Annotated in this window: 21 protein-coding genes; 11 read left to right on the plus strand and 10 right to left on the minus strand. The window is 69.3% G+C overall.

Going from position 1 to position 22,811, the window contains the following annotated elements; genetic code table 11:
• The first annotated feature begins 7 nt into the window (after positions 1–7).
• Both ABFX81_RS36770 and ABFX81_RS36775 read left to right on the plus strand, forming a co-directional pair.
• A complete protein-coding gene (locus ABFX81_RS36770) occupies positions 8–1,183 on the plus strand; it encodes a DNA cytosine methyltransferase (RefSeq protein ID WP_086847316.1) in 1,176 nt (391 codons plus the stop codon).
• An 897-nt stretch (positions 1,184–2,080) separates the two neighbouring features.
• Positions 2,081–4,078, plus strand: coding sequence for an ATP-binding protein (locus ABFX81_RS36775; RefSeq protein WP_086847302.1), 1,998 nt, complete (start codon positions 2,081–2,083; stop codon positions 4,076–4,078).
• 61 nt (positions 4,079–4,139) lie between these two features.
• On the opposite strand, the gene ABFX81_RS36780 is transcribed toward ABFX81_RS36775, so the two are convergent.
• The 6 genes from ABFX81_RS36780 to ABFX81_RS36805 all read right to left on the minus strand — a co-directional run bounded on the left by ABFX81_RS36780 (position 4,140) and on the right by ABFX81_RS36805 (position 11,502).
• The gene (locus tag ABFX81_RS36780) at positions 4,140–5,108 is read right to left on the minus strand and encodes a DUF6339 family protein (RefSeq protein ID WP_346139274.1); all 969 of its coding nucleotides are present in this window, start codon (positions 5,106–5,108) and stop codon (positions 4,140–4,142) included.
• Positions 5,108–6,085, minus strand: a complete 978-nt coding sequence (locus ABFX81_RS36785) for a hypothetical protein (protein WP_086847304.1) — start codon at positions 6,083–6,085, stop codon at positions 5,108–5,110. Before ABFX81_RS36785 ends, ABFX81_RS36780 begins: the two co-directional genes overlap by 1 nt.
• Positions 6,082–8,196 carry a helix-turn-helix transcriptional regulator gene (locus tag ABFX81_RS36790; RefSeq protein ID WP_346139275.1) on the minus strand — a complete coding sequence of 705 codons (2,115 nt, stop codon included), beginning with the start codon at positions 8,194–8,196 and terminating at the stop codon, positions 6,082–6,084. The genes ABFX81_RS36785 and ABFX81_RS36790 overlap by 4 nt, the downstream gene beginning before the upstream one ends.
• A gap of 203 nt (positions 8,197–8,399) precedes the next feature.
• Complete coding sequence (locus ABFX81_RS36795; protein ID WP_086855454.1) at positions 8,400–8,822, minus strand: DNA mismatch endonuclease Vsr; 423 nt, start codon at positions 8,820–8,822, stop codon at positions 8,400–8,402.
• Positions 8,823–8,868: 46 nt separating this feature from the next.
• The gene (locus ABFX81_RS36800; RefSeq protein ID WP_346139276.1) at positions 8,869–9,885 is read right to left on the minus strand and encodes an SEC-C domain-containing protein; all 1,017 of its coding nucleotides are present in this window, start codon (positions 9,883–9,885) and stop codon (positions 8,869–8,871) included.
• Between the two features lie 141 nt (positions 9,886–10,026).
• Positions 10,027–11,502, minus strand: a complete 1,476-nt coding sequence (locus tag ABFX81_RS36805) for a glycoside hydrolase (protein ID WP_346139277.1) — start codon at positions 11,500–11,502, stop codon at positions 10,027–10,029.
• Positions 11,503–11,741: 239 nt separating this feature from the next.
• On the opposite strand from ABFX81_RS36805, the gene ABFX81_RS36810 reads away from it, so the two are divergent.
• The 3 genes from ABFX81_RS36810 to ABFX81_RS36820 all read left to right on the plus strand — a co-directional run bounded on the left by ABFX81_RS36810 (position 11,742) and on the right by ABFX81_RS36820 (position 13,859).
• Positions 11,742–12,053: a DUF6412 domain-containing protein gene (locus ABFX81_RS36810; RefSeq protein WP_086854452.1), complete on the plus strand. Its 312-nt coding sequence runs from the start codon at positions 11,742–11,744 to the stop codon at positions 12,051–12,053.
• A 96-nt stretch (positions 12,054–12,149) separates the two neighbouring features.
• Positions 12,150–12,857: a membrane protein insertase YidC gene (locus ABFX81_RS36815; RefSeq protein WP_086854453.1), complete on the plus strand. Its 708-nt coding sequence runs from the start codon at positions 12,150–12,152 to the stop codon at positions 12,855–12,857.
• A 144-nt stretch (positions 12,858–13,001) separates the two neighbouring features.
• Positions 13,002–13,859: a fumarylacetoacetate hydrolase family protein gene (locus tag ABFX81_RS36820; protein ID WP_086854457.1), complete on the plus strand. Its 858-nt coding sequence runs from the start codon at positions 13,002–13,004 to the stop codon at positions 13,857–13,859.
• 77 nt (positions 13,860–13,936) lie between these two features.
• Here the strand turns inward: ABFX81_RS36820 and ABFX81_RS36825 are convergent, their stop codons facing one another.
• The 3 genes from ABFX81_RS36825 to ABFX81_RS36835 form a co-directional block, all read right to left on the minus strand.
• A complete protein-coding gene (locus ABFX81_RS36825; RefSeq protein WP_086854454.1) occupies positions 13,937–14,806 on the minus strand; it encodes a TIGR03620 family F420-dependent LLM class oxidoreductase in 870 nt (289 codons plus the stop codon).
• A gap of 117 nt (positions 14,807–14,923) precedes the next feature.
• A complete protein-coding gene (locus tag ABFX81_RS36830; RefSeq protein ID WP_086854455.1) occupies positions 14,924–15,451 on the minus strand; it encodes a heme-degrading domain-containing protein in 528 nt (175 codons plus the stop codon).
• Positions 15,448–16,545 carry a Gfo/Idh/MocA family protein gene (locus tag ABFX81_RS36835; protein ID WP_346139278.1) on the minus strand — a complete coding sequence of 366 codons (1,098 nt, stop codon included), beginning with the start codon at positions 16,543–16,545 and terminating at the stop codon, positions 15,448–15,450. The genes ABFX81_RS36830 and ABFX81_RS36835 overlap by 4 nt, the downstream gene beginning before the upstream one ends.
• Positions 16,546–16,658: 113 nt before the next feature.
• Here ABFX81_RS36835 and ABFX81_RS36840 point away from each other — a divergent pair, with 113 nt between their 5' ends.
• On the plus strand, positions 16,659–17,897 hold the full coding sequence (locus ABFX81_RS36840) for an ROK family transcriptional regulator (RefSeq protein ID WP_346139279.1): 1,239 nt from the start codon (positions 16,659–16,661) through the stop codon (positions 17,895–17,897).
• A gap of 131 nt (positions 17,898–18,028) precedes the next feature.
• Here ABFX81_RS36840 and ABFX81_RS36845 read toward each other — a convergent pair whose 3' ends face one another.
• Complete coding sequence (locus ABFX81_RS36845) at positions 18,029–18,940, minus strand: TetR/AcrR family transcriptional regulator (protein WP_346139280.1); 912 nt, start codon at positions 18,938–18,940, stop codon at positions 18,029–18,031.
• Positions 18,941–19,070: 130 nt separating this feature from the next.
• Here ABFX81_RS36845 and ABFX81_RS36850 point away from each other — a divergent pair, with 130 nt between their 5' ends.
• From ABFX81_RS36850 to ABFX81_RS36870, 5 genes are all read left to right on the plus strand, one after another.
• On the plus strand, positions 19,071–19,289 hold the full coding sequence (locus ABFX81_RS36850; protein ID WP_086851319.1) for a hypothetical protein: 219 nt from the start codon (positions 19,071–19,073) through the stop codon (positions 19,287–19,289).
• 115 nt (positions 19,290–19,404) lie between these two features.
• A complete protein-coding gene (locus tag ABFX81_RS36855) occupies positions 19,405–20,178 on the plus strand; it encodes an LPXTG cell wall anchor domain-containing protein (RefSeq protein WP_086851316.1) in 774 nt (257 codons plus the stop codon).
• Positions 20,179–20,307: 129 nt separating this feature from the next.
• Positions 20,308–21,087, plus strand: a complete 780-nt coding sequence (locus ABFX81_RS36860; protein ID WP_086851315.1) for an HAD-IIA family hydrolase — start codon at positions 20,308–20,310, stop codon at positions 21,085–21,087.
• 145 nt (positions 21,088–21,232) lie between these two features.
• On the plus strand, positions 21,233–22,063 hold the full coding sequence (locus ABFX81_RS36865) for a hypothetical protein (RefSeq protein WP_086851314.1): 831 nt from the start codon (positions 21,233–21,235) through the stop codon (positions 22,061–22,063).
• Between the two features lie 2 nt (positions 22,064–22,065).
• Complete coding sequence (locus tag ABFX81_RS36870) at positions 22,066–22,743, plus strand: class F sortase (protein ID WP_086851312.1); 678 nt, start codon at positions 22,066–22,068, stop codon at positions 22,741–22,743.
• Positions 22,744–22,811 lie beyond the last annotated feature (68 nt).

The following is a 22,811-nucleotide window of genomic DNA, read 5'->3' on the forward strand; positions in this document are numbered from 1 at the left end:
CCCCACCATGACCAGCACGCCATCCGACCAGCCAAATCGTCGGGATTTCCGCATTATTGACCTATTTGCGGGGCCCGGAGGCCTGGATGTGGCGGCCGAAGTGCTGGGCATCCCCTCAATTGGTATCGAGTGGGACGACGATGCCGTGGCCACACGACTCGCGGCGGGGCTGCCGACCGTCCATGGGGATGTGCGCCTCTTCGGTCCCGGCAACCCGGAGTTCGAGGACTGCAACGTGCTGGCCGGCGGACCGCCGTGCCAGACGTTCTCCATCGCGGGCAGCGGTTCCGGCCGCAAGGCGTTCGACCTCGTTACGGGCTTCATTCACCGCATACACGCCTGGTACAAGCGGGAAAAGGCAGGCGAAAAGGGGGAAACCTGGGACGATATCCAGCGAGAGCTGGACAAACTTGACGACGAGCGCACGGGGCTGGTCCTGCAGCCGCTGCGTTGGATCTTTGAGGCGATGCTGCGTCCTCGCCATGGTGGCGAAGACCCTCAGCCGTTCGAGGTTGTCGTCCTGGAGCAGGTCCCCGCCGTCATCGAAGTCTGGCATGAGTACGAGAAGGTTCTCGGCGCCGTCGGCTACAAGACCAAAGCGAAGGTCTTCCATACGGAGCAGTACGGAGTCCCTCAGACCCGCCGGCGTGCCGTGCTTGTGGCTCGCTATGGCGATGCGCCCGCGCGTCTCCCGGAGCCGACACACCAGCAGTACCGCAAGGGCACGGCACCCGCCGACACCCTCTTCGGCGGTCGTGGGGCATGGATCTCCATGGAGGAGGCCTTCAACGCCGTGTACGAACGGGTGGACGAAGCCCCCCGTCGTTTCATGCCTTTCTGCGTCGTTTCCAACTACGGCAGTGGCGGTGATCCGAAGGCCCGCGGACGCCGTGCATCGAACGAGCCGGCAGCGACGATCACCGGCAAGTGGAAGCGCAATCGGATCGTCAGTGCAGATGCCCAAGAGGCGGATCTGGGGCGCTTGAACAACGAGGAAGCCGGGGTCCTGCAGAGCTTTCCGTACCGATACCCGTGGCGTGGTAACGAGCAGGCTCAGCAGATCGGTAACGCCGTGCCGCCGCGGTTCGGGGTGCACGTGCTCAGCGCAGCCCTGGGTCTCGGCGCTCCCGGAAGCGATGTCTGGGAAAGGCTGCTGTGTTGGAGTCGTGAAGGGGCTGCCTGAGCACGGTGTAGAGGCAGTGCTTCGGTTTCCCGGGCAGGGCTACCGCCGGGGGGTGGACGTGTGACCGACCTGCTTCGAAATTGACGAGGCCAGTCGCTACGCCCATGCGGCAGACTGCCCGCTGTGGCTGATCAGCAGTACGAGGACGCGTACCACGCTTGGCGACTGTCGCTGCGCACACTGATGTTGGATGCACCGCGGCTGGCACGATGGCAGGAGCGACGCTTCCAGTTCGCCCATCAAGTGGGCGAGTTGTTGACCATGCCCTTCGGCGGCTCACCTGCGACGACCGGCCCTGCGCTTTACGGTGTATTCCTCGCTGGAGTGGGGCTTGGCTACGTAGGTCAGACGCTGGAAGCCGACCGACGCCTGAGGGACCTTCCAGTGGGCGAGAGTCACCACTTGGCTAACACCGCCCCTCCCGAAGTCTGGGACAGGGTTGTCGTGGTGCGCTGGACCGATCTCTTGGCGACCATCCCGGAAACCGAACAGACGGCTGCCACCGAGCTCGGGTATGGCGTCTGCGGCCTCGTTCTGGAGCACCGACTACAGCTGGAGTTCTCCCCTCCCCTGAACAGTCGCCGGCGGCACCGCAGCGGAGAATGGCGTCCTCGGGATCACGGACAGAGCCGGTCCCGCGGCGCCGTCAACGCGCATGCGCTGCCCGAGTTGTGGCGAAAGGCCCGGGCTACCTGGCAGCATCTTGCAGCGTCCCCGCCACCCGCAGGCGGCACCCCGATCCTCACCACAGCGGCAGGTCGCGCAGTCTTCCCTACGGCAGCTTTGGACAGGCGCCTCACCGAATAACCGCTCCCCACACGGGACTTGTTCGACCCGGTCGTCCCAACTAGCTATAGCGTTGTACTTCCAGCCCATCGACACAGGGGAGGCACGCACATGGCGCCTGAGACGGCCCGGCTCCACATTCAGTTCCACGGCAGAGTGATTGAACATCTCGGGATAGATATGTATCAGTCCCCTGTCGCAGCCATCGCTGAACTCGTGTCGAACGCTTGGGACGCGGATGCAACAAAGGTTGAAATCTCGCTACCGATGAACGTTCGGGCCGGCTCCGAAATTCTGATCAGTGATAATGGCGACGGGATGACTCTGGCTCAGTGCCAGGATCGCTACCTGAAGGTCGGCTACAACCGCCGTATCGAGCAACAGGCGGAGAAGACAAGCGGTGGCCGGCCGGTAATGGGCCGAAAAGGTATCGGCAAGTTTGCCGGTTTCGGAATCGCGAACCTTGTCGACGTGGAGACGGTCAGTAGGGAGACTGGTGAGCGGACAGTATTCAGGCTGGATGTTGAGAAGCTGACTGGATCGGGGGCTGAATACGCCGACAACACGCCCATGGAAGTGGAAGTGTTGGAGTACTCGGGGCCGGACGAGGAGAGGAAACCTCAGCACGGTACTCGAATACGGCTGCAGCAGCTCACTATGAAGAAGACGCCCAACTCCGACCAATTCAGGGTCAGTATGGCGCGGCGCTTTCTGCTTCTGGAGCGTGCAGAGGACTTCAGTGTCACTGTCGACGGAACCCCTATCGCTGAAGAGGGGGACAGTGAGCGGATCGAGTTCGACTATCCGTCGGATTATGACGGCAAGCAGAGGCCCGCCGGATTGGAGATCGAAGATGGATGGGGAGTCGAGTCACTCCCGAATGGGGCGGAGATTCGGTGGCGTTTTGTTTTTTATAGCGATCCGATCCAAGAGGAGGACTTGGCCGGCATCTCAATATTCAGTCATCACAAGCTTTCGCAACGGCCTTTCACCTTCAATTTGAGTGGAGGTTTCGGTGCTCAGCATGCGATCAACTATCTTTCTGGACGTGTGCAGGCTGATTACATAGACGATCAGGACAAGGATTTGATCTCCACGGAAAGGCAACGCATCAACTGGGAAGCCGATCAGGCTCTCCCGCTGCTCGCCTGGGGACAGGAACGAACCAAGTCGCTACTGCGAATCTGGCAAAATCGACGGGCCGAAGCCAAAGTCAGCGCCATGAACCTACGCATGGCGCCCTTCTCTAACCGCTTGGACAAGCTGGAGCCGTACGAAGCCAAGATCGTACAGCGTGCGCTCACGGCTGTGGCGCGAGTCTCCGTCCTGTCCGACGCCCAGTTCGATGATCTGGCCAACGCAATCTTGAGTGCATGGGAAGGTGGCCGCCTCAGGGAACTGATCAACGAACTTTCAAACGCGGCCGAGCTTGACGCCGAAGAGCTTGTCGGAATCCTGGCGAAGTCACGGGTCATGACGGCCCTTCATGCCGCAGAGCGAGTTCGTAGTCAACTCAACTTGATCAACGGCCTTGAGGAGCGGATCAACGAAAAGCGACTTGAAAATGCTGTTCGTGACTACATCGCCCAGAATCCATGGATGATCTCTCCGGAGTGGGAGACGTTCCGAGTCGAGCGAGGTCTGTCGAATTTGATGGAGGAGATCTCGAAAGAGACCCTCGACAAGGAGGAAGCCTGGAATGCGCGAGTAGATTTGGTGCTGTCGTCTGGGGATCAGCTACTTGTGCTTGAATTTATGCGCCCAGGGAAGACGGCTGATTGGGACCATGTGTACAGATTCGAGAGGTATATCGAATCGCTACGGGACGTTGTCGACGTACGACGCTCCGAGTTCAGGTCGGTCACCGGTCTCATGGTGGCCGATAAACTGGAACGGCCAGCGGGCTTCGCGAGGAAGCTCGACCGGCTACGCCGAGACGGCATGGACGCCACAGACTGGGCCGGTCTCCTGGAGAAGGCAAAGAAGCAGTGGCAGGACTACTTCGACATCCTCTATGCGCGTGCCCCGGAGGACGAGAGGATGCAGGCCCTTATCTCGGGTGGCAGCAATGATAACGAGACAGGTGAGGACGAGCCGTCTGATTCGTAGAGCGGGGATCCTGGAACTACGCCCTACGCCTCGATGCTGTCTCTTGAGGGGGCTGTGTGTGCTACGTCATCCAGGAAGGGAGATCCTTCGCCAAACTCACCCCCTCTCGGGGCGCCGGCACGGCCGACTGCTGTGGGGAATCGCCCACATCCTCGCGCGTAGGCACGCGGCCACGACGACGAACAGGTGCCTCGACCAGGAGTTTCTCGAAAAAGGAAACCAGGACATCGATGGCGGTGCGGGGCACCCGGCCGTCGTTGGGACCCTCGGGCAGACGGTCCCAGTGCACGGCCGGGGCTTCCGCCATGTCGGCGATCCAATCCTGTAGGTCCTCGACGAGTGGCGGATTGTCGGGGGCGAGTACGTCGTAGATGAGGGTGCTGCCGGCGGTGTTGACCGCCGAGGAGACCGCGTTGATGTGGTCGCCGGGACGGGGGACTCCGGACGAGATCAAGCTTTTGAAGACGGCCAGCAATGCCTGCGCCGTGGGCCGGTGATCGATAACGTCCAAGCGGAGTGTGGTGTTAAGGATGTCCTGGACACTGCAGGCGATTTCGACAGGCCGATAGTCCGGGCCGTCGCGGAACAGCTCTGCGACCCACCACAAGCGAGAGAAGCATTGGGTGTAGTGAGGGCCGGAAAAGCGGGAACTCTGCGCGATTTCGGCCCCCTTGTGTCGCCAGACCACGTAGTCAGGGGCGACCAGCATCGCGAGATGATTCCACAGCCTCCCATCGCCGGCCTCGGCGCGCGTCATGCGGAGTGTGGCGTGCAGACGTGGAGCGAGCCAGCCGTCGGCGGCCGTGCGGTTGTCGTCGAATCGCGTCATCGCCACGTCGAGGAGTTCGCGGACCGGAGCGGTGCGCCACCGAGTCTCGTCGTCAGGGAGAGGAGTGCTCGCCTTGCGAAGAGCCACTTGGGGCGGGTTTTCCTGGCCCGATTGCATGCCTCGACTGAGGTGCTTGGCCACGGCCGCGTCGGTCAGCAGGCCAAGCAACGGCGGGACGTCGAAGGGCACAGCGCGCGGCATCAGTCGGTGTTCCTCTCGGTACGGTCGACGGTTCGCACCGCAGTGGTCAGTTTCTTGGAGATCTGCGCGCGGCGGCCCGCCGCGTACTGAATGCCGGTCTGCAGCTCCGACCAGCCGAAGCCCTTCGTGCGGCGTTCGTTGATCTCGTACAGGGCATCCGTGAGCTGCCGCCCTGGTAGAACGTCGGGCAGCATTTGGCGCAACACCGACTCGCGCCAACCGGTCGGCATCACAGGGGTCCCGTCCTCGTCGGTGTCGAGATCGCTGACGGCGGTGTGGAACATGGCCGTCCAGGCGTCCTGCGCGACCTGCGAAGCAGTCATCTCCCGAAGAACCTTCTCCGTCGGACCGCCACCGCGACTGCCGAGCACCTCCATAAGGCCCTCGACCGCTGTGGTGTTGAGATAGACGATCGGCATATCACCGGATGTCTCGACGATCCACGATGAATCCTTGTAGGGGCGCAATCCCTCGTGAGGCCCGTCGCGGAAGTCGATTTCCACGATCTCGATCTCACGTTGCCGAACCGGCGTGGCCTCCTGGAGATCGACGTACCAGTCATGCTCGGCGGAGCCCACAAGCCGCCCCGCAACGCCGTCGACTGTGGCGATCAGCAGGAGGGAAAGCGTCGCCCGCCGCAGGTGTAGAGCACGCGACAGGGTGATCGAGCCGGTCCGGGAGCCGTCGGATGCCGGGTGGAGACGTGCGGTGGTGCGTGCGTTGGTCACCTTCTCGGTCAGAGTCGCCAGGCAGACCACGTCTTGCCACGGACCGTTCCCCAACTCGCCCTCCGGAAGGGTGGCGCGCAGGTCGAGGGTGGCCTCCTCCCAGTCGGCTCGGCCCGATTGGTGTAGGGCCACAACGCGTTCCGCGGCCGATATGTTGGTGTACGGGAGCGGCTTGCCGTCGATGCTGACCGAGGAGACCTCATATCCCACGTCGCCGAGGAGAGTCGGGTACGGGAAAACCGGCTTCACGCCGCACCTCCTCGGGCCTTGGGCACATCCACGGCCAAACGGGCATAGCGCCCCCGGACGGGATGCGTCGTCGGGTCTGTCACGCCGCTGAACACCGCTGTGCGAACGCCGGGTTCGACAATGACCGTGCCGTTCTCTGCACGGCACGACTCGGAACCGACGAGCAACTCCCAGTCCACGGACGGCCGGCCTCCGGAACGCACATCGAACTTGGCGACGGGAGCCAGGACCCATGGATCCGGGGCATCCGGCAACCGCAGATGGACGGTGACATGCCAGGCGCCTCGGTCGTCGATACGGGCTTCGATATTCCGCACGGTGGGGAACGACTGGGCACGGCGCCCGGCGGGACCGGTGGACGTGTCGAGCTTGAGTAGTTCGCGCAGGACAGCCGGGCCCTCACTGCGTGCGATCTCCCGTTTGCCCAGGAGCAAGCGAATCGTCTTGTCGATGGAGGACCGGAACTCCTTCAACCTCGCCAATGCTCCGCGTTGGTAGGCAGTGGTCAGTTCCTCGGTCCTGTCCCAACGATCGTGTTCGGGTGGTTCTGAGGCGCGCAGGAAAGCCTCGGCGAGCGCGACGTCCTCGCCGTCCCGCCCGGTCGCGTACCCGGCTAGCAGAACGGCTTGGAAGGGCGGGATACCCAGAGGCAGGTCTCGCGGACGTTGCTCGGTGATGGTCATGCGGTTGCCGCGCATGCAGACCACACGATTGATCTGTGCGTCGTTTTCGTCGGCGGGTGTGAGCAGGAGTGCGGCCCGGTGTTCGCGGCCCTTGTCGCGTTGGCGACCTTGGCCCTTGAGAGGCGTGACGATCAGGGGGACGTCGGCACGGACTACCTGCCCCGCAGAGGTGAGTTCGGCGACTGTGTCCCCGTCGAGGTAGGCCTGAAGGGCTCGACTGAGCGCCGGATGGTGGAAGTGCGGGTCCACGTGGCGTTCCGCAATATAGACCTCGCCGTTGCGTAGCGTCGTGACACGGGCCTCCAGTAGCGGGCCGGCGGACCGTCCGCCGAGCATCGCCGCCCAAAAGCCGTCTGCGAGCGAGCGTACGAGTTTGTCGTGCATATCCTGCAATGACTCGGTGTCGCCCGAAGCGTCGTGTGCGCCGACGATCAGGAACGAGGTGCCGGGCTCGCCACTCGAACGACCGAGGTGCAGGCTGTGCACGGTTTCATCGTCGGCCCACCAAGACCTGGAGACACCCTCGTGTTCGGGGTCGGTGTCCGGTTCGCCGAGCCAGGCCGGTCCTGCGTACGCCTCCCCCTCCACCTCGTGCCAGGGAAGATCCATGCGTCCGATTACGCGGCCGGTGGTGCGTCCCTCATGCGGCTCCGACAGCGTCGAGTTGATCAGCACAAGGCCGAAGCGGCTTGTCGCCCACAACGTGGCCTTACCCAGGCCGTAGGAGCCGCCCGCTCGTCCTCCGGTGACCTTGTGGCTGTCGAGTTGGCGACGGACCACCGCGGCGAATCGTCCATCGCTGTATTCCGGACCGGTCAGGCCCGCCGCGTTGTAGTCGTCGATGCGCAAAATTCGCAGCCGATGCTCCTGTGAAAGGTCTTCCAGGGCGGAGCGAAGACTTCGGGAAACCTTCTGGTTGCCTTGGGAGGCCTCTTCGTAATGGGGCAGGAGCTCGTTCCAGCGCAGGGCGGCCAGGAAAGCGTCGAGGTGGGGCCCGTCCAACTCGTGCAGCGTGTAGTGCACGCGCACCGGTGCACGGTCGTCGTAGCGCTCGTCCAGTGAATTCTGCGTCGCCTCCCGCGCCAGTACCGAAAGGTCGGCGTCAAAGGCGAACGCCGCGGCGTTCCCGTACTCGCGGCCGCCGTCGGCATGCGCGGGTCGGTGATGCCAGCGCACCGGCCGGCCGGTTGGTACATCGACCGTGCGTGTCACGATGGCGGCGAGATTGGTGCCGAGGATCTCCGCGATGCGGGCTTTGGTCTCCTCACGGGGTTCCGCTCGACCGTTGATCCACGCGGAAACGGCGGCACGTGTCTTGCCGACCTGGGTGGCCAAGTCGGCTTGCGACATGCCGGCTCGACGCAGCTGACGCGCCAGCCATGGGCCGAAAGCCTCGCCGCGTTCGGTGGGCGGAGGGAATTCGGGCATAGAGAGTCGCGCCTCCTGACACTGGGGCCACTCGGGGATGGTTCCACAAAGTGCGCCCAGGCTAACAGGCACCTTTGACGCGCGAAGGGGATGTCAAAAAAGGTCTGACATCGACGGTCGGGCTCGCGATCAGACCCGCTGACGCGCCGCGCTGCTCCCATTCCTCACTTTGGAGCGGCTATGGGAGCTCATAGGGCAGGCCCTTACGGCCGGGCGCTTGGCGCCCGGCGCGCCACCACCAGATCCCGAACACGAATAGCGGCTTCCATCGGGTCCTCGTGCTCCCATACCCGCACCGCCAACCATCCAGCCGAGGCCAGCCGCTCGTCGGTGTCCCTGTCCCGTCGTTGATTGCCCTCGATCTTCGTCCGCCAGAACTCTGCATTGCTCTTGGGCCACGTTGCGTGCTCCGGGCACCCGTGCCAGAAGCACCCGTCCACGAAGACGGCGACCTTGGCCCGCCCGAACAGGATGTCGGCTTCTCGCCGGACTCCTTTCAGCGGTTTGCGATGCACTCTGTACCGCATCCCCGCCGCATGCAAAGCCCGGCGAAGCGCCATCTCGACTTCGGTGTTCCGGCTTCTCTGCCGGCTCATCCGCGCACGGGTCTCAGGGGTCGTGTCCACCGCTGGCCGCGCCTTTCCTTCATTCAGTCGGTACGTTGCTGCCTGGCTATGCGTCCGAGCCGTGGCATTCGCCGTAAGCCCGCCCCGATCCACACCAGCAAGCCGCCCCCTGCTGCGGCGGCCAAGCCACCGCCCGCCCCCGGGCCGCCAGCGTCGTCGCGTACTGCGGGAGCAGGGTCGCGTCGCCCGGGGAGGAGAGTTCCGAGGCTGCGAAGGCCTCGTAGGACGGGACCGTGCCGGTGACGATGCCGAGGTTCGGGGTGCCGGAGGAGGAGAGTTCTCGTAGGGCGGACTCTATGGTCGCGAGGTGGGTCTCGTGGGAGGGGTATTCCGCGGCCAGGGTCGGATACGCCTCGAGGAGTTCCGAGAGTTCCGTCGCCGGCCAGTGGAGGATCGCCACCGGGAAGGGGCGGGAGAGGGCCTCGCGGTAGGCGCCCAGTTCGGCTCGGAGGCGGGTGATCTCCGCTGCCAGTTCCACTGGGTTTCCCGAGCCCAGGGACCAGACGCGCTTGGGGTCGTGGAGTTCGTCCAGGGTGATCGGGAGGGAGTGGACCGTGTCCGCGAGCGCGTCCCACTCGTCGTGGGACTTGCCCAGCATGCGGCGGACCCTGTGGCGGCCGAAGAGGAGGGGGTGGGTCGGCTGCGGGGGTTGCGGGACGTCGGTCAGGAGGAGGCGTACGGCCTCCGTGAACGTGTCGTGCGCCGCTTCCAGCTCGTCGTGCGACTCCAGGGCCTCGGCGACGATCACCCAGGGGGCCGGGTCCCGCGGGGACGCCACCCGGACGCCCTCGATGATCGCCCTGGCCTCGGCCTCGTGGCCGTACTCCCAGAGGTTCGACGCCTTGAGCGCCCGTACCAGGTGGGGGTTCTCCAGGCCGTCCGTGGAGGACAGCAGACGGTCGTAGAGGGCCGTCGCCGTGGGGCGGTCGCCGGCGAGTTCCAGGTGGGCCGCGGCGCGCAGCAGCAGGGCCTCGGAGTCCTCGGGATACAGGCCGGCGGTCCGCTCCAGGCGTGCCGCCTCGGCGGTGTGGTCGACGGTTTCGGCAGGCGTGTCGGGGCGCATGGGGGACACCGTACTGCCGGGAGGTGACGAGCGTGAGAGATGCGCGGGCCATACCTCTGGCCTGCGCGGGTTCCCCATGCTCGCCATCCCGGCTCTACGAATCGTCCCGAATCACCGCCGTGACGTCGGAGTGTCGTCGGCTTACAGGGTCACGCCGTCTATTTGCAGCGTTTGGACCGACTTCGCCGCGAAGGGGACGCTGACCGATTTGCCGTTGAGGCGGATGTCCGAGCGGGGGGTGTAGAGGTCGCCGCCGCCCGTCGTCACCGTGTTCCAGCGGGGCACCGCGCCGTTCGTGCCGCCCGTCACCGTCGAAAAGCGGGAGAGGTCGAAGGTGAGGGTCTGGGCCGACGCCGCGGTGTTCACCGCGACGATCACGAGGCGGCGGGTCGACGCCGAGTACGCCGCCACCGCGTAGCTCACGCCCGTGTCCATGATCGTCATGCCGGGGCGGATGTGGCGGCTGAACTGGGCCAGTACGTAGTGCTTCGTCTGGACCGTGGTCGGCTGGAGGGTGTTCGCGTCGTAGGCGATCAGCGCCCAGCCCGTCGACGGGTCCATGACCTGCCAGTAGCACCATGCCGTGGGGTGCAGCCAGCGGAAGTCGTAGCAGAGGTTCGACGCCATGGTCAGGCCCGTGCCGTCGCTGTCGCCCGTCTCGGAGTTCCACAGCTTCTTGCGGGACGTCGTCACCACGTCCGTGTAGAGGAGGTCGCGGCGGCCGCCGGAGCCCTGGTAGCCGTGCACGTTGACCTGGGAGACCAGGGCCTTGGTCGACGAGTTGAAGGACGCCCACGTCGAGCGGGCCGTGTCGTAGTTCGTCTCGTCCGAGGCCGCGATGCGGATGCCCGTGAGGCCTCGTTTGTCCAGCTCGCTGCGCATGTACGGGAGTACGGCCGCCTGGACCGCGGGGTCCATGTGGCAGCCCTCCTGGGTGCCGGTCGCGGTCCACCAGGTGGAGGCCGGCTCGTTGAAGGGGTCGACCGTCGCGAAGTTCACGCCCCAGTTGTCACGCGCGTACAGGGCCGTCGCCGCCAGGTGGGAGGCGTGCTGGCGGTAGTTCCAGGTCTGGAGGTTGTTGCCGCCGCCCGCCGCGCCCGAGGGGTTGTGGTTGCCGCACATCCACCACATGGGGGAGTTGGCGAAGAGTTCCGTGATCGCGCCGCGCTGTGTCGCCTTCACCAGCATCGCGCGCTGGTCGGCGTCCGCCGACCACTTCCAGGCCGAGGAGGCGGGGTCCTCGTTGTTCCAGTCCTGCCAGAAGCCCTCGATCTGCTTGAAGGCCGGGATGTTCGGCGATTCGGCCATCGTCTCGCCGCCGACGCTGTTCCAGCTGCACGCGCCGAGGTTGTAGCGGGCGATGTTGAGGCCCAGGCCGGGGAGCGATCTGCCGTTGTACGTCACCGACTTGGTGGTGAAGAAGAGGTCCGCGAAGTCGTCCCGGGCGCCGAAGACGTTGGCCCACCAGGCGAGGGAGGTGCCCCAGCCCTCCCAGGTGCCGTACGTCGTCGAGGGGTTGACGGCGATGGTGGCGTCCGCGTGCGCGGTGCCTGTCGCCAGGGCGCTGCCGAGGAACGTACCGCCTGCTGCGGTCAGCAGGGTTCTGCGTCGTATCACGGCTCCTCCGTAGGGGAATCGGGGCAGGCGCCGGTCCCCCCGGCCCGGCGTCGCGGGTTGGCCCGTTCATGGCAACGAGAAGCATCGGGTGTGGCGGGTGGGTTGTCGAGAGTTGCGACGAACCTTTCTAAAACCCGTGTACGAAGTCTCGGACGCGACCGTCGGAGCCATCCTGTATAACGAACAGAGCGAAGAGAACGGGTAGTCGAGCGCGCGTACGTACGGGAGGAGGGGAGCCGATGGTCCGCGGTTGGACGGGTCTGCGTCCCGCTCTCGTGCTGCTCCTCCTGGTCCTGGAAGTGGCGCTGCTGGACACCGGCAGCCTCTCCGCCACCGTCGCGCTCGCCGCGACCGCCGCCGCTTCCGCCGCGCTCGCGGTCTGCGCCCTGATCGCCTCGCGCTGCGCGCCCGCCGTGCCGCGCACCCGGGTGCGTACGGCCATCCGCGACCGTGACCTCCGTACGGCCTTCCTGCCCCAACGCGATCCCGACGCCCGGGGGCGCACCCGGCCCCGGGCACCCGGACACGCCCTCCGGGCGACCTTCGCGTAGGGCACATCCAGGCACGTTCACGTAGCCGGCCCCGCGCGGGTCGTCATGCCGCCAAGTCCCACTCCCGGCACGACGAGACCCCCGGAGGGCTCACCCATGTCCGTCTTCGCCCACCTGGTCGAGCGACTCGCCGACCTGCTCCAGCCGCTGTTCGGCGCTTCCGCGGCCGCCGCCGCGATCGTGCTGTTCACCGCGCTCGTACGACTCCTCGTCCACCCCCTGTCCCGGGCCGCCGCGCGCGGCCAGAAGGCCCGGACCGCGCTCCAGCCGAAGATCGCCGAGCTGCGGAGGAAGCACGGGAAGAACCCCGAGAAGCTCCAGCGGGCCGTGCTGGAACTGCACGCCCAGGAGAAGGTGTCGCCGCTGGCCGGCTGCCTGCCCGGGCTGCTCCAGGTGCCCGCGTTCTTCCTGCTCTACCACCTGTTCTCCAGCGACACGATCGGCGGGCGGGCCAACGAGCTGCTCGACCACCAGCTGTTCGTCGCGCCGCTGGGGGAGCGGTGGGTGGACGCGCTCCAGGGTGGTCTCCTAGATGGGGCCGGGCTCGTCTACGCGGGACTGTTCGTGGTCGTCGCCGGCGTCGCCGCGGTCAGCTACCGCCTCAGCAAGCGCATGATGGCCGCGAACCCGGCGCTCCCGGCCGGTGGTGAGCAGGTGGCGGGGCTCGGGGCGGTGACCAAGGTGATGCCGTTCATGTCCTTCTTCACGCTCGTCACCGTGGCGGTCGTGCCGCTGGCCGCCGCGCTGTACGTCGTGACCAGTACGACGTGGAGTGTCGTCGAGCGGGCCGCGCTGTACCGGTGACGCGGCGGGCGGGGTCCAGTACGTGAACTGGGTATTGCGGAGCGCACTCCCAGCTTGGAGGATCGACCAGTCCTCCGATGGCTGGCCCGCCGCATCCGGGTCGCAGGCCTCGGGCGGGCGCCCGCGATCGAGGGAGACATGATCATGAAGCTGCTGCGAGTCGGTACGGCGGGGACCGAGCGGCCCGCACTGCTCGACGCCGACGGGACCCTGAGGGACCTGTCGGGCGTCGTGCCGGACATCGACGGGGCGCTGCTCGCGGACGACGCGGCGCTCGGTCGGGTGCGTGCCGCCGCCGATGCCGGTGAGCTGCCCGCACTGGACGCCACCGGGCTGCGGATCGGGCCGCCGCTGGGGCGGATCGGCAAGATCGTCTGTATCGGGCTGAACTACCACGACCATGCGCGCGAGACGGGTGCCGAGCCGCCCGCCGAGCCGGTCCTCTTCATGAAGGCGCCGGACACGGTGGTCGGCCCGAACGACACGGTGCTCGTGCCGCGCGCGTCCCGCAGGACCGACTGGGAGGTCGAGCTGGCCGTCGTCATCGGACGCACGGCCAGGTACCTGGGGTCCGCGGAGGAAGGGCTCGCGCATGTCGCCGGGTACGCGGTGGCGCACGACGTGTCCGAGCGGGAGTTCCAGATCGAGCGGGGCGGGACCTGGGACAAGGGGAAGAACTGCGAGACGTTCAACCCGCTGGGGCCGTGGCTGGTGACGGCGGACGAGGTGCCGGATCCGCAGCGGTTGTCGCTGCGGCTGTGGGTCAACGGTGAGTTGAAGCAGGACGGCACGACGGCCGAGCAGATCTTCCCGGTGGGGGAGGTCGTGCGGTACCTCAGTCAGTTCATGACGCTGTACCCCGGGGACGTGATCAACACGGGGACGCCGGCGGGAGTGGCGCTGGGGGCGCCGGAGCCCAAGCCGTTCCTGCGGGCCGGGGATGTCGTGGAGCTGGAGATCGAGGGGCTCGGGCGGCAGCGGCAGGAGTTCAAAAACGCCTGAGGGGCGGGGAGCTGCGGAGCGTTCGCGACTGCGGGTTCGTCGTGGTTGTTCGCGCAGTTCCCCGCGCCCCTGAGGGGTCAGCCCAGCAGCACGGTCGCCAGGTCGCGCCACGCCTTCCTCGGGAGGGCGTCGCGCGGTTCGCCGTCCAGGACCTGGAGGGCGAGGTGGTCCGCTCCCGCCTCGAAGAAGGCGTCGATCTTGGCGCGGATGGCCGTGTCGTCGCCCCAGGCGAACAGGGCGTCGACGAGGCGGTCGCTGCCGCCGTCCGACAGGTCGTCCTCGGTGAAGCCGTGCCGGAGGAAGTTGTTGGTGTAGTTCGGCAGCGGGAGGTAGATCTCCAGGAACTCGCGAGCCAGGGCGCGGGCGCGGGCCGGGTCCGTCTCCGGGATGACGCCCAGCTCCGGGGCCAGCAGCGGGGCCTCGCCCAGGATCTCGCGGGCGTGCGCGGTGTGCTCCGGGGTGACCAGGTACGGGATCGAGCCCGCCGCCCGGTCGCGGGCCAGCCGGAGCGACTTCGGGCCCAGGGCGGCCAGGAGGCGGCGGTCCGCGGGCACTCCCGCGGCGTCCAGTCCGTCGAGGTGGCCGACGAGGGCCGAGTAGGGGCGGGCGTACTGCTCCACGCGCTTGGCGTGGCTCACTCCGAGGCCCAGCAGGAAACGCCCGGGGTGGGCCGACTCCAGGTCCCCGAAGGCCGTGGCGGCGGCGTCCGGCTCGTGCTGCCAGATGCTCTGGATGCTGGTGCCGACGGTGAGCTTCGAGGTCGCCTCGATGAGCGGGGCGGCGTTGGCGGCGGAGCTGTTGCCGCCCAGCCAGACGGCGCCGTAGCCGAGCTCTTCCAGTTCGGCGGCGGCCTCGGCGAGCTCGCCGCGCCGGTCCGGGTCCTCCGAGCGCAGGCCTACGCTCCAGATGCCGTACCGGCCGACGGTTTCCTTCAGGGCGGTGGTCATCGGTTGGGATCCCTCCGGTCGGGCGCCGTGCGTGATCATGCGTACAGCAGGTGCCAACCGGAGGGGCCCGGCGGTAATTCCGAGCCGGGGCGGGTGATTTCGGCGCGCCGGCGGTCGCTAGCGGTCCTTGCCGAGGAACTCCTCCAGCGCCTCCACCACGAACCGGTGGTCCTGGAGCTGCGGCAGCCCGGACACCGTCACCGCGCCGATCACGCCGACGCCCTCGACGGTGATCGGGAAGGAACCGCCGTGTGCCGCGTACGTGTCGGGGTCGAGGCGCGAGGACTCCTCGAACGTCGTGCCCTTGGCGCGGAAGCGGGCGCCCACCAGGTAGGAGGCGGAGCCGTAGCGCTCGACCACCCGGCGCTTGCGCTCGATCCACGCGTCGTTGTCGGGTGCGGAGCCGGGGAGCGCCGCGTGGAAGAGCTGCTGGCCGGCGCGGTGGATGTCGATCGCGACCGGGGCCTGCCGCTCCCGGGCCATGCCGACGAGGAGCGAGCCGAGCGCCCAGGCGTCGTCGTGGGTGAACTGGCGGAACACCAGGCGGCGTTCCTGCTGCTCCAGCTCCTCCAGGCTCGGGGTGAGCTCCGGGTGGAACTTCGGGGTCAGCTCCTGGCTGTGCGAAGGGTTGCTCTTGTGGGTCACAGGGTCACCGTCACCTTCTCGCGGGCCGAACGACGGGCGGCCTCCAGTACGTCCAGGGCGGCGGCCGCCTCCAGCGCGGTCACCGGGTTCGGGGCGCCCTCCAGCAGGGCCTTCGCCACGGCCGCATAGTAGGCGGGGTAGTCGCCCGGGAGGGTCGGTTCGGGGCGGCCGCCTCCCGTGACCGGGGACTCGCCGGAACCCACGCGGCCCCACAGCGACTCGGGCTCCACGCCCCAGCCGGGGCCGGGGCGGTGGCCGTCGCGCAGGGCGGCCTCCTGGGGGTCGAGGCCGTACTTGACGTAGCCCGCGGCGGAGCCCAGGACGCGGAAGCGGGGTCCGAGCTGGGCGGTCGTCGCGGAGGCGTAGAGGTGGGAGCGGACGCCATTGGTGTGCGTGATCGCGATGAACGTGTCGTCGTCCGTCTCGGCGCCCGGGCGGCGGATGTCCGACTCCGCGTACACGGCGGCCGCCGGGCCGAAGAGGACCAGCGCCTGGTCGACGACATGGCTGCCGAGGTCGTACAGCAGACCTCCGATCTCTGCCGGGTCGCCGGACTCCCGCCAGCCGCCCTTCGGCTTCGGACGCCACCGCTCGAAGCGTGATTCAAATCGCCAGACGTCGCCCAACTCGCCCTCGGTCACCAGCTTGTGCAGGGTGAGGAAGTCGTTGTCCCAGCGGCGGTTCTGGAAGACGGAGAGGAGCAGGCCGCGCTCCTCGGCGAGGGCGGCCAGCTCGCGGGCCTCGGCCGCCGTGCCCGCGACGGGCTTGTCGACCACGACCGGCAGGCCGGCCTCGAGCGCGGCGGTCGCGAGCGGCACGTGCGTCTTGTTCGGGGACGCCACGACGATCAGGTCCAGCTCCCCGGCCCGGTCGAACAGCTCGTCCGGGCCGGCGGTGAGGCGCACGTCCGGGAACTCGGCGCGGGCCTGCTGCTGCCGCTCGGGGTTCGAGGTGACCACCGTGTCGAGGACGAGGCCCTCGGTGGCGGCGATCAGCGGGGCGTGGAAGACGGAGCCGGCGAGGCCGTAGCCGACGAGGCCGACGCGGAGCGGCGAGCCGGGGGTGCCGGAGGTGCCGAGGGGTGTGCCAGTCATGCCACCACTTTGGCAACGCTGTTGCCAAAGTGCAAGCGCCGGGGACAATGGGTGGCGTGAACAGGGCGGACGACCGTACGGGCGGAGTGGGTGGAGTGGGCGGGGTGGGCGGCATGACTGGCGCAGGGGCCGGAGCGAACCTGCTCGCCCTGCGCAGCCACAACGCCGCGCTGGTGCTCGACCTGCTGCGGACGGCCGGGTCCGACGGCATCAGCCGGCTGGAACTCGCCGAGCGGACCGGCCTCACCCCGCAGGCCGTCAGCAAGATCACCGCCCGGCTGCGGGAGGACGGTCTCGCGGCGGAGGCGGGGCGCCGCGCGTCGACCGGGGGCAAGCCGCGCACGGTGCTGCGGCTGGTGCCCGAGGCGGCGTATGCGGTGGGCGTCCACCTGGACCGGGACGAGGTCCGGGCCGTGCTCGTCGATCTGCGCGGGACGGTGGTGGGGGAGCGGCGGGCCGCGCTGGACCTGGGGGCGGGTGCGGGGGCGGTGCTGACGGCGGTGACGGATGCCGTGCGGGTGGCGGATGCGGTACGCGCGACGGGGGCGGATGCAGTGCGGGTGCCGGTGACGGATGCGGTGCGCGCGACGAGGGCGGATGCGGTGGCGGAGGCCGTGCGGGCGAAGGCGGCGGAGGCCGTGCGCGTCACGGCGACGGAGGCGCTGCCCGCCGGACCGCTGCTCGCCCGTGCCGGTTCCCTGCTCGGGGTGGGGGTGGCGCTGCCCGGGCCGCTCGACCACGTCCGGGGTGTGCTGCACCGGGTGACCGGTTTCCCCGAGTGGGACGGCTTTCCGCTGCGGGAGGCGCTGGCGGAGCGGCTCGGTGTGCCGGTCGTGGTCGACAAGGACACCAACGCGGCGGCGCTGGGCCTGGCGGCCGTGGGCGAGGGCGGCTCCTTCGCGTACCTGCACCTCGGTACGGGGCTGGGGGCCGGTCTGGTGATCGGCGGGAGCGTGCACCGGGGAGCCCGGACCGGGGCCGGGGAGTTCGGCCACCAGGTGATCCAGCTGGACGGCCCGCCGTGCACCTGCGGCGACCGCGGCTGCCTGGAGGCGCTGTGCCTCGGTGCGGTGGCGCGCGGCGATGTCGAGGAGGCGGCGCGGGTGCTGGGCGCGGGCGCGGCGAACCTGGTCGGGCTGCTCGACATCGACGTTGTCCTGCTGGGCGGCCGGACGGTGGCCGCGACGCCGGAGGCGTTCGTGCGGGGGGTCGGGGCGGTGCTGGGGGCGCGGGCCCGGCGGACGGGGGAGGGCGCCGTGCCGGTGCGGGTCGCGCCGGGTGGGGGGCGAGTCGTGGCGGTGGGGGCGGCTCAGCTGGTGTTGGGGCCGGTGTTCGGGCGGGGGGACGGCTGAGGGGCGGGAGCCGTCGTGGTGGGGACGGGGGTCGGGGCGGTGCTGGGGGCGCGGGCAAGGCGGACGGGGGAGGGCGCCGTGCCGGTGCGGGTCGCGCCGGGTGGAGGGCGAGTCGTGGCGGTGGGGGCGGCTCAGCTGGTGTTGGGGCCGGTGTTCGGGCGGGGGGACGGCTGAGGGGCGGGAGCCGGATTCGTGGTGGGGACGGGGGGCCGGCGCGGGTTGGGGGCCGGACTCGTGGTGGGGATGGCGGGCCGGCGCGGGTCGGGGGCCGGATTCGGCCGGGGTGTGCGGATGGCGTCCGGGAAGATCCGCCCCAGGTGGTACTCCAGTACCGTCCGCACGTCCGCGAGTGAGCGGCGGCCGTGCAGGACGTCCAGGCCCAGCCCGACCGCTCCCGACACCAGCAGGTCCGCCTCGTACACCCGGTCGATGCCCGGCGCGGTGCTCCCCGCCGCCTCGCCCACCCCGATGATGTCCGCCACGAGCCGCTCCAACGGCTGCTCGGCGGCCAGGAAGACCTCCGCGAGCACGGGATCGGTCAGGCTCCGCGCGTAGTACGCCGTGAACACGCGCAGCGCGAAGGCGCGTTGCTCGTCCAGCGGCAGGAACTCGTCCAGCACCGCCCGCAGCAGCGCGCACGGCTCCGTCATGTCGTACGGGATACGTCCCTGGGCCAGCCGTTCGTTCTCCTCGTGCAGCAGCCGCAGCGCGTCGACCATCAGGGCGTGCTTGGAGTCGAAGTGGTACTGCACGACCCGCAGCGACACCCTGGCCTCGGCCGCGATCCTGCGCATGCTCGCCGCGTCCAGCCCCTGCTCGGCCGCGATACGCCACACCGCCTCGGCGATCCGGCGCCGCTGCCGTGCCCGGACGTCCGTCGGCCGGGTCGCGAGCGGGTTGCCCTGGGCGGGCAGCGGCTGCCGGCGCCGGCGGTAGGCCCGGGCCTGGCAGCTCCGGGAGCAGTACACGGGCGGGCGGCCTCGGCCCGGACGGGCCGTGGGCTTGCCGCACACCGGGCACGTCCGCTTCTTTTCGTCACGCACGCCTTCACGATAGCGCGCCGAGAAAGTGTGACGTAACGCGAAAATCGAGCTGCTGGAAGGCCGATCGCGTGCCTGCCGATTGATACGTTCGTAACGTCAACGTCACACCTCTCCCACGGAAGGGAAGGCCATGAAGTACGACGTCCTCCGGGTCCTCGGCATGGTGATGATGGTCGTGTGCGCCCAGGCACTCGTCCGGCTCCTCGTCGACAACGGCGACCGGGGGTTGCTGGACGGGCTCCCCGGCGGCTTCCTCTCCACCCTGGTGGCCTACGCGGTCCTCACAGTCGCCGGTGTCCTCCTGACCGGCTGGGCCCACTCGCGTGCGAGGGCGCTCGGGCGTCGCTGAGGATCCTCTCGGCCCCTCGGGATGTCCGCCGGCCGGGCGAATTCGCGCCGCCGTCCGGGGGTGTTTCCGGCGGTGTCGGCTCGTGAGCGGCTCCTTCCGGCAATGTCACATCTCCATGCGACCCTGCACGCCCGCTCACCTCTGCCTGACGGCGGCAGCCGCCGTCCTGCTCACTGGGGCCCATCCGGCGTACGCGGACGACGCGGCGCCCGCCTGTGCCGCGCCCGACGACCACACCTTCCCGCTCACCACCCGCATCCACGGCGGGCCCGGCACCTACACGGCCGGGGGCGGGTTCGGGACCTGGTACCTCGACCTGACCAACACGACCGACCGGCCGTGCACCGGTATCCACCCCGTCGTCGTGCTCGTCGACGACAAGCGGGCGCTGGAGCCCTCGCAGTCCCGGCTGGAGTTCTTCCAGGGGGCGCGGGCGCACCCCGTGCGGTTCGAAAGGACCGAGGAGGACGAACTCGTCGGGGCGTTCGCCGACGAGGAGGACCGCTTCGCCGGGTTCACCGTCGGACCGGGGAAGACCGTCACCGTGAAGGTGCGGCTCGCGGTCACCTCGGACGCCGTGCCGAACGACGTCACCGCCAAGGCCGCCGTGGTGCAGCGGCACGACGACGACGGCGACTGGGTCGGGCAGTCGAACGACTACCGGTTCGGGATCGACGGCGACGGCCCGGTCGACCGGGGTGAGCCGGAGGCCGACGGCGGCACCGACTCCCCGCCGGAGCCCGACGAGTCCGTCCCGCCCCGCGAGGACCGCTTCCCGTTCGCCGAGGAACTCGCCCGTACGGGATCCGGCGCACAGGTCGCCGCGGCCGCCGCGGCGGTACTGCTCGCCGGGGGCGGGGCACTGCTCCTCGCGCGCCGGCGCCGCTGAGGCGCGTGGACCCGTCCCGCCTGTCGGGATGCCGTACGCAGGCCATTCCCCAAGATCCGGCCACTGTCTAGGCTTGGGCTCCTGGCCCCAAGGCGCACGCCGGCCCGCGTATGGCAGGAGATCCCGCACATGGCAGACCGCAAGCCCATCGAGTCGTGGCTCACCGACATGGACGGTGTGCTCATCCACGAGGGTGTACCGATCCCCGGCGCCGACGCCTTCCTCAAGAAGCTGCGCGAGTCCGGGAAGCCCTTCCTGGTCCTCACCAACAACTCGATGTACACCCCGCGCGACCTGCACGCCCGGCTGCGCCGCATGGGCCTGGACGTGCCGATCGAGAGCATCTGGACCTCGGCCCTGGCCACGGCCCAGTTCCTGGACGACCAGCGGCCGGGCGGCTCGGCGTACGTCATCGGCGAGGCCGGCCTGACCACCGCGCTGCACGACATCGGCTACATCCTGACCGACCACGAGCCGGACTACGTCGTCCTCGGCGAGACCCGCACGTACTCCTTCGAGGCCATGACGAAGGCGGTACGGCTCATCCTGGACGGCGCCCGTTTCATCTGCACCAACCCCGACGAGACGGGCCCGTCCACCGAGGGCCCGCTGCCCGCGACCGGCGCCGTGGCCGCGCTCATCACCCAGGCGACCGGCAAGAAGCCGTACTTCGCGGGCAAGCCGAACCCGCTGATGATGCGGACCGGGCTGAACGCCATCGGGGCGCACTCCGAGAGCAGCGCGATGATCGGCGACCGCATGGACACGGACGTGCTGGCGGGCATGGAGGCCGGGATGCAGACGTTCCTGGTGCTCACCGGCCTGACCCGGCCCGACCAGGTCGAGGGCTTCCCGTACCGGCCGTCGCAGGTCGTGGACTCGATCGCGGACCTCGTCGACCGGGTCTGAGCCCGGGAGGCAGCGGACCTCCGGGCCCGGGGCAGCGGAGGACCGGAGCTCAAACCCGTCGCCACCCGTACGGAGCAGCCCCCGCGCCCCTGAGGATGCGGGGGCCGACCGTGCGGGGGAGGCTCCAGACGTCTGGAGGTTCACGATGGGTTCCCTGAGAGCCACTGTCTGTACGAGCGTCCTGTTCGCGGCCGCCCTCACCCCGGCGGCGTACGCGGCGGACGCAGGGGGCGTCGCGGTGACCCCGGCGACCCCCGCGCCCGGCAGTGACGTCACGCTCCGCGTGACCGACTGTGCGGAGAGGACGGCCGTCGCCCGCTCGGCGGCGTTCGTCGCGGACGCGCGGCTCACCGTCACCGACGTTGAACTCGTGGGCGAGAGCCGCGTCCGCTCCACGCTCGACGCGGGGACGTACTCCGTGAAGGTCACCTGCGGGGAGAGCGAACGGACCGGCACGTTCACCGTCCGGGAGAGTGAGCGGCGGCGATCCGCGTCCGGGGCGGGGAGCGAGCATTCGTCCGTGTCCGGGACCGGGACCGGTGGACAGCCGCCCGCGCCCTGGACCGGTGACCGGCCGCCCGAGTCCGTGTCCGGGACCGTCGGGCAGCCGCCCGCACCCGGCGCGATCGGTCAGCCGCCCGCACCTGGGGCCGTCGGGCAGCCACCTGCACCCGGGACCGTCGGCCAGCCGCCCATGCCCGAGGGCGGTGGGCAGCCGTCCGCGTCCGGCGACGGCGGGCAGCGGCCCGCGCCCGGGGGCGACGAGCAGCGGTCCGCCGCCCGGCGGCCGGGCGCGTACCCCTCACCCGTCGCCCCCGTCCAGGCGGGCGGCGGTGGCGCGGCGGACCTCGTCGCCGCCGAGGACCGCGGGGCCGGTCCCGGTACGGCGCAGGGGGTGACCGGCCTGATTCTCGCGGGAGTGGCCGCGGTGGTCGTCGCGCTGGGCGGTGTCCGCCGGAGCCGCGGAACGGACTGACCATGTCCGACCAGGAGCGAATCAAGGGACATTCCTCGGGCACCGGCCGCCTGCTGGCCGGCGTCGCCTGGGTGGCGCTGCTGCTCGGGCTGTGGCTGTGGGGCCGCGAGGTGACCGACGTACGGCACGGTATGTCCGCGCCCACCACGGGCGACATGGCGGCGGCCGGACGGCCCCCCGACGTGAAACTGCCGCCCGCGCACCGCCCGTTGAGCGACGCGCTGCCGCAGCGCGTCGACATCCCCGGGCTCGGGGTGCAGGCGCCCGTGGTGGCGCGGGGGCTGGACGCGCGCGGCGCGCTCGATCCGCCGCCGTACGACCAGCCGGGCGCGGTCGGCTGGTACGCGGGCGGCGTGGCCCCCGGGGCACCGGGGACCGCGCTGATGGTGGGTCACGTCGACACCGACACCCGGCCGGCCGTCTTCTACAAGGTCAGTGCCATGCGGCCGGGCCAGACGATCCGGGTGATCCGGGCCGACGCCAAGGTCGCGGAGTTCACCGTCGAGTCCGTCCAGGTCCTCACCCGCGACCACTTCGACGCCCACCAGGCCTACGGGCCCCGCGAATCGGGCCGGGCCGAGCTGCGGCTGGTCACCTGCGGCGGCAGCTTCGACCGTACGACCCGCAGCTACACGGCGAACGTGGTGGTGTCGGCGTACCTGACGGGAACGGGCCTCTGACGGCCGGGCGCGCCCCCAACCCGGTCGACGACCCGCTCCCCCTGAAGCCGCCGACCGGGCTGGTCCTC

Source organism: Streptomyces coeruleofuscus (assembly GCF_039532725.1).
Lineage (GTDB): Bacteria > Actinomycetota > Actinomycetes > Streptomycetales > Streptomycetaceae > Streptomyces > Streptomyces coeruleofuscus.

Coding starts and splice junctions, on each gene's coding strand:
- ABFX81_RS36860 (WP_086851315.1), top strand. CDS start 20,308: ATGGCAGACCGCAAGCCCATCGAGTCGTGGCTCACCGACATGGACGGT.
- ABFX81_RS36825 (WP_086854454.1), bottom strand. CDS start 14,806: ATGACCACCGCCCTGAAGGAAACCGTCGGCCGGTACGGCATCTGGAGC.
- ABFX81_RS36855 (WP_086851316.1), top strand. CDS start 19,405: ATGCGACCCTGCACGCCCGCTCACCTCTGCCTGACGGCGGCAGCCGCC.
- ABFX81_RS36780 (WP_346139274.1), bottom strand. CDS start 5,108: ATGCCGCGCGCTGTGCCCTTCGACGTCCCGCCGTTGCTTGGCCTGCTG.
- ABFX81_RS36815 (WP_086854453.1), top strand. CDS start 12,150: ATGTCCGTCTTCGCCCACCTGGTCGAGCGACTCGCCGACCTGCTCCAG.
- ABFX81_RS36870 (WP_086851312.1), top strand. CDS start 22,066: ATGTCCGACCAGGAGCGAATCAAGGGACATTCCTCGGGCACCGGCCGC.
- ABFX81_RS36865 (WP_086851314.1), top strand. CDS start 21,233: ATGGGTTCCCTGAGAGCCACTGTCTGTACGAGCGTCCTGTTCGCGGCC.
- ABFX81_RS36850 (WP_086851319.1), top strand. CDS start 19,071: ATGAAGTACGACGTCCTCCGGGTCCTCGGCATGGTGATGATGGTCGTG.
- ABFX81_RS36770 (WP_086847316.1), top strand. CDS start 8: ATGACCAGCACGCCATCCGACCAGCCAAATCGTCGGGATTTCCGCATT.
- ABFX81_RS36800 (WP_346139276.1), bottom strand. CDS start 9,885: ATGCGCCCCGACACGCCTGCCGAAACCGTCGACCACACCGCCGAGGCG.
- ABFX81_RS36790 (WP_346139275.1), bottom strand. CDS start 8,196: ATGCCCGAATTCCCTCCGCCCACCGAACGCGGCGAGGCTTTCGGCCCA.
- ABFX81_RS36835 (WP_346139278.1), bottom strand. CDS start 16,545: ATGACTGGCACACCCCTCGGCACCTCCGGCACCCCCGGCTCGCCGCTC.
- ABFX81_RS36775 (WP_086847302.1), top strand. CDS start 2,081: ATGGCGCCTGAGACGGCCCGGCTCCACATTCAGTTCCACGGCAGAGTG.
- ABFX81_RS36810 (WP_086854452.1), top strand. CDS start 11,742: ATGGTCCGCGGTTGGACGGGTCTGCGTCCCGCTCTCGTGCTGCTCCTC.
- ABFX81_RS36840 (WP_346139279.1), top strand. CDS start 16,659: ATGACTGGCGCAGGGGCCGGAGCGAACCTGCTCGCCCTGCGCAGCCAC.
- ABFX81_RS36820 (WP_086854457.1), top strand. CDS start 13,002: ATGAAGCTGCTGCGAGTCGGTACGGCGGGGACCGAGCGGCCCGCACTG.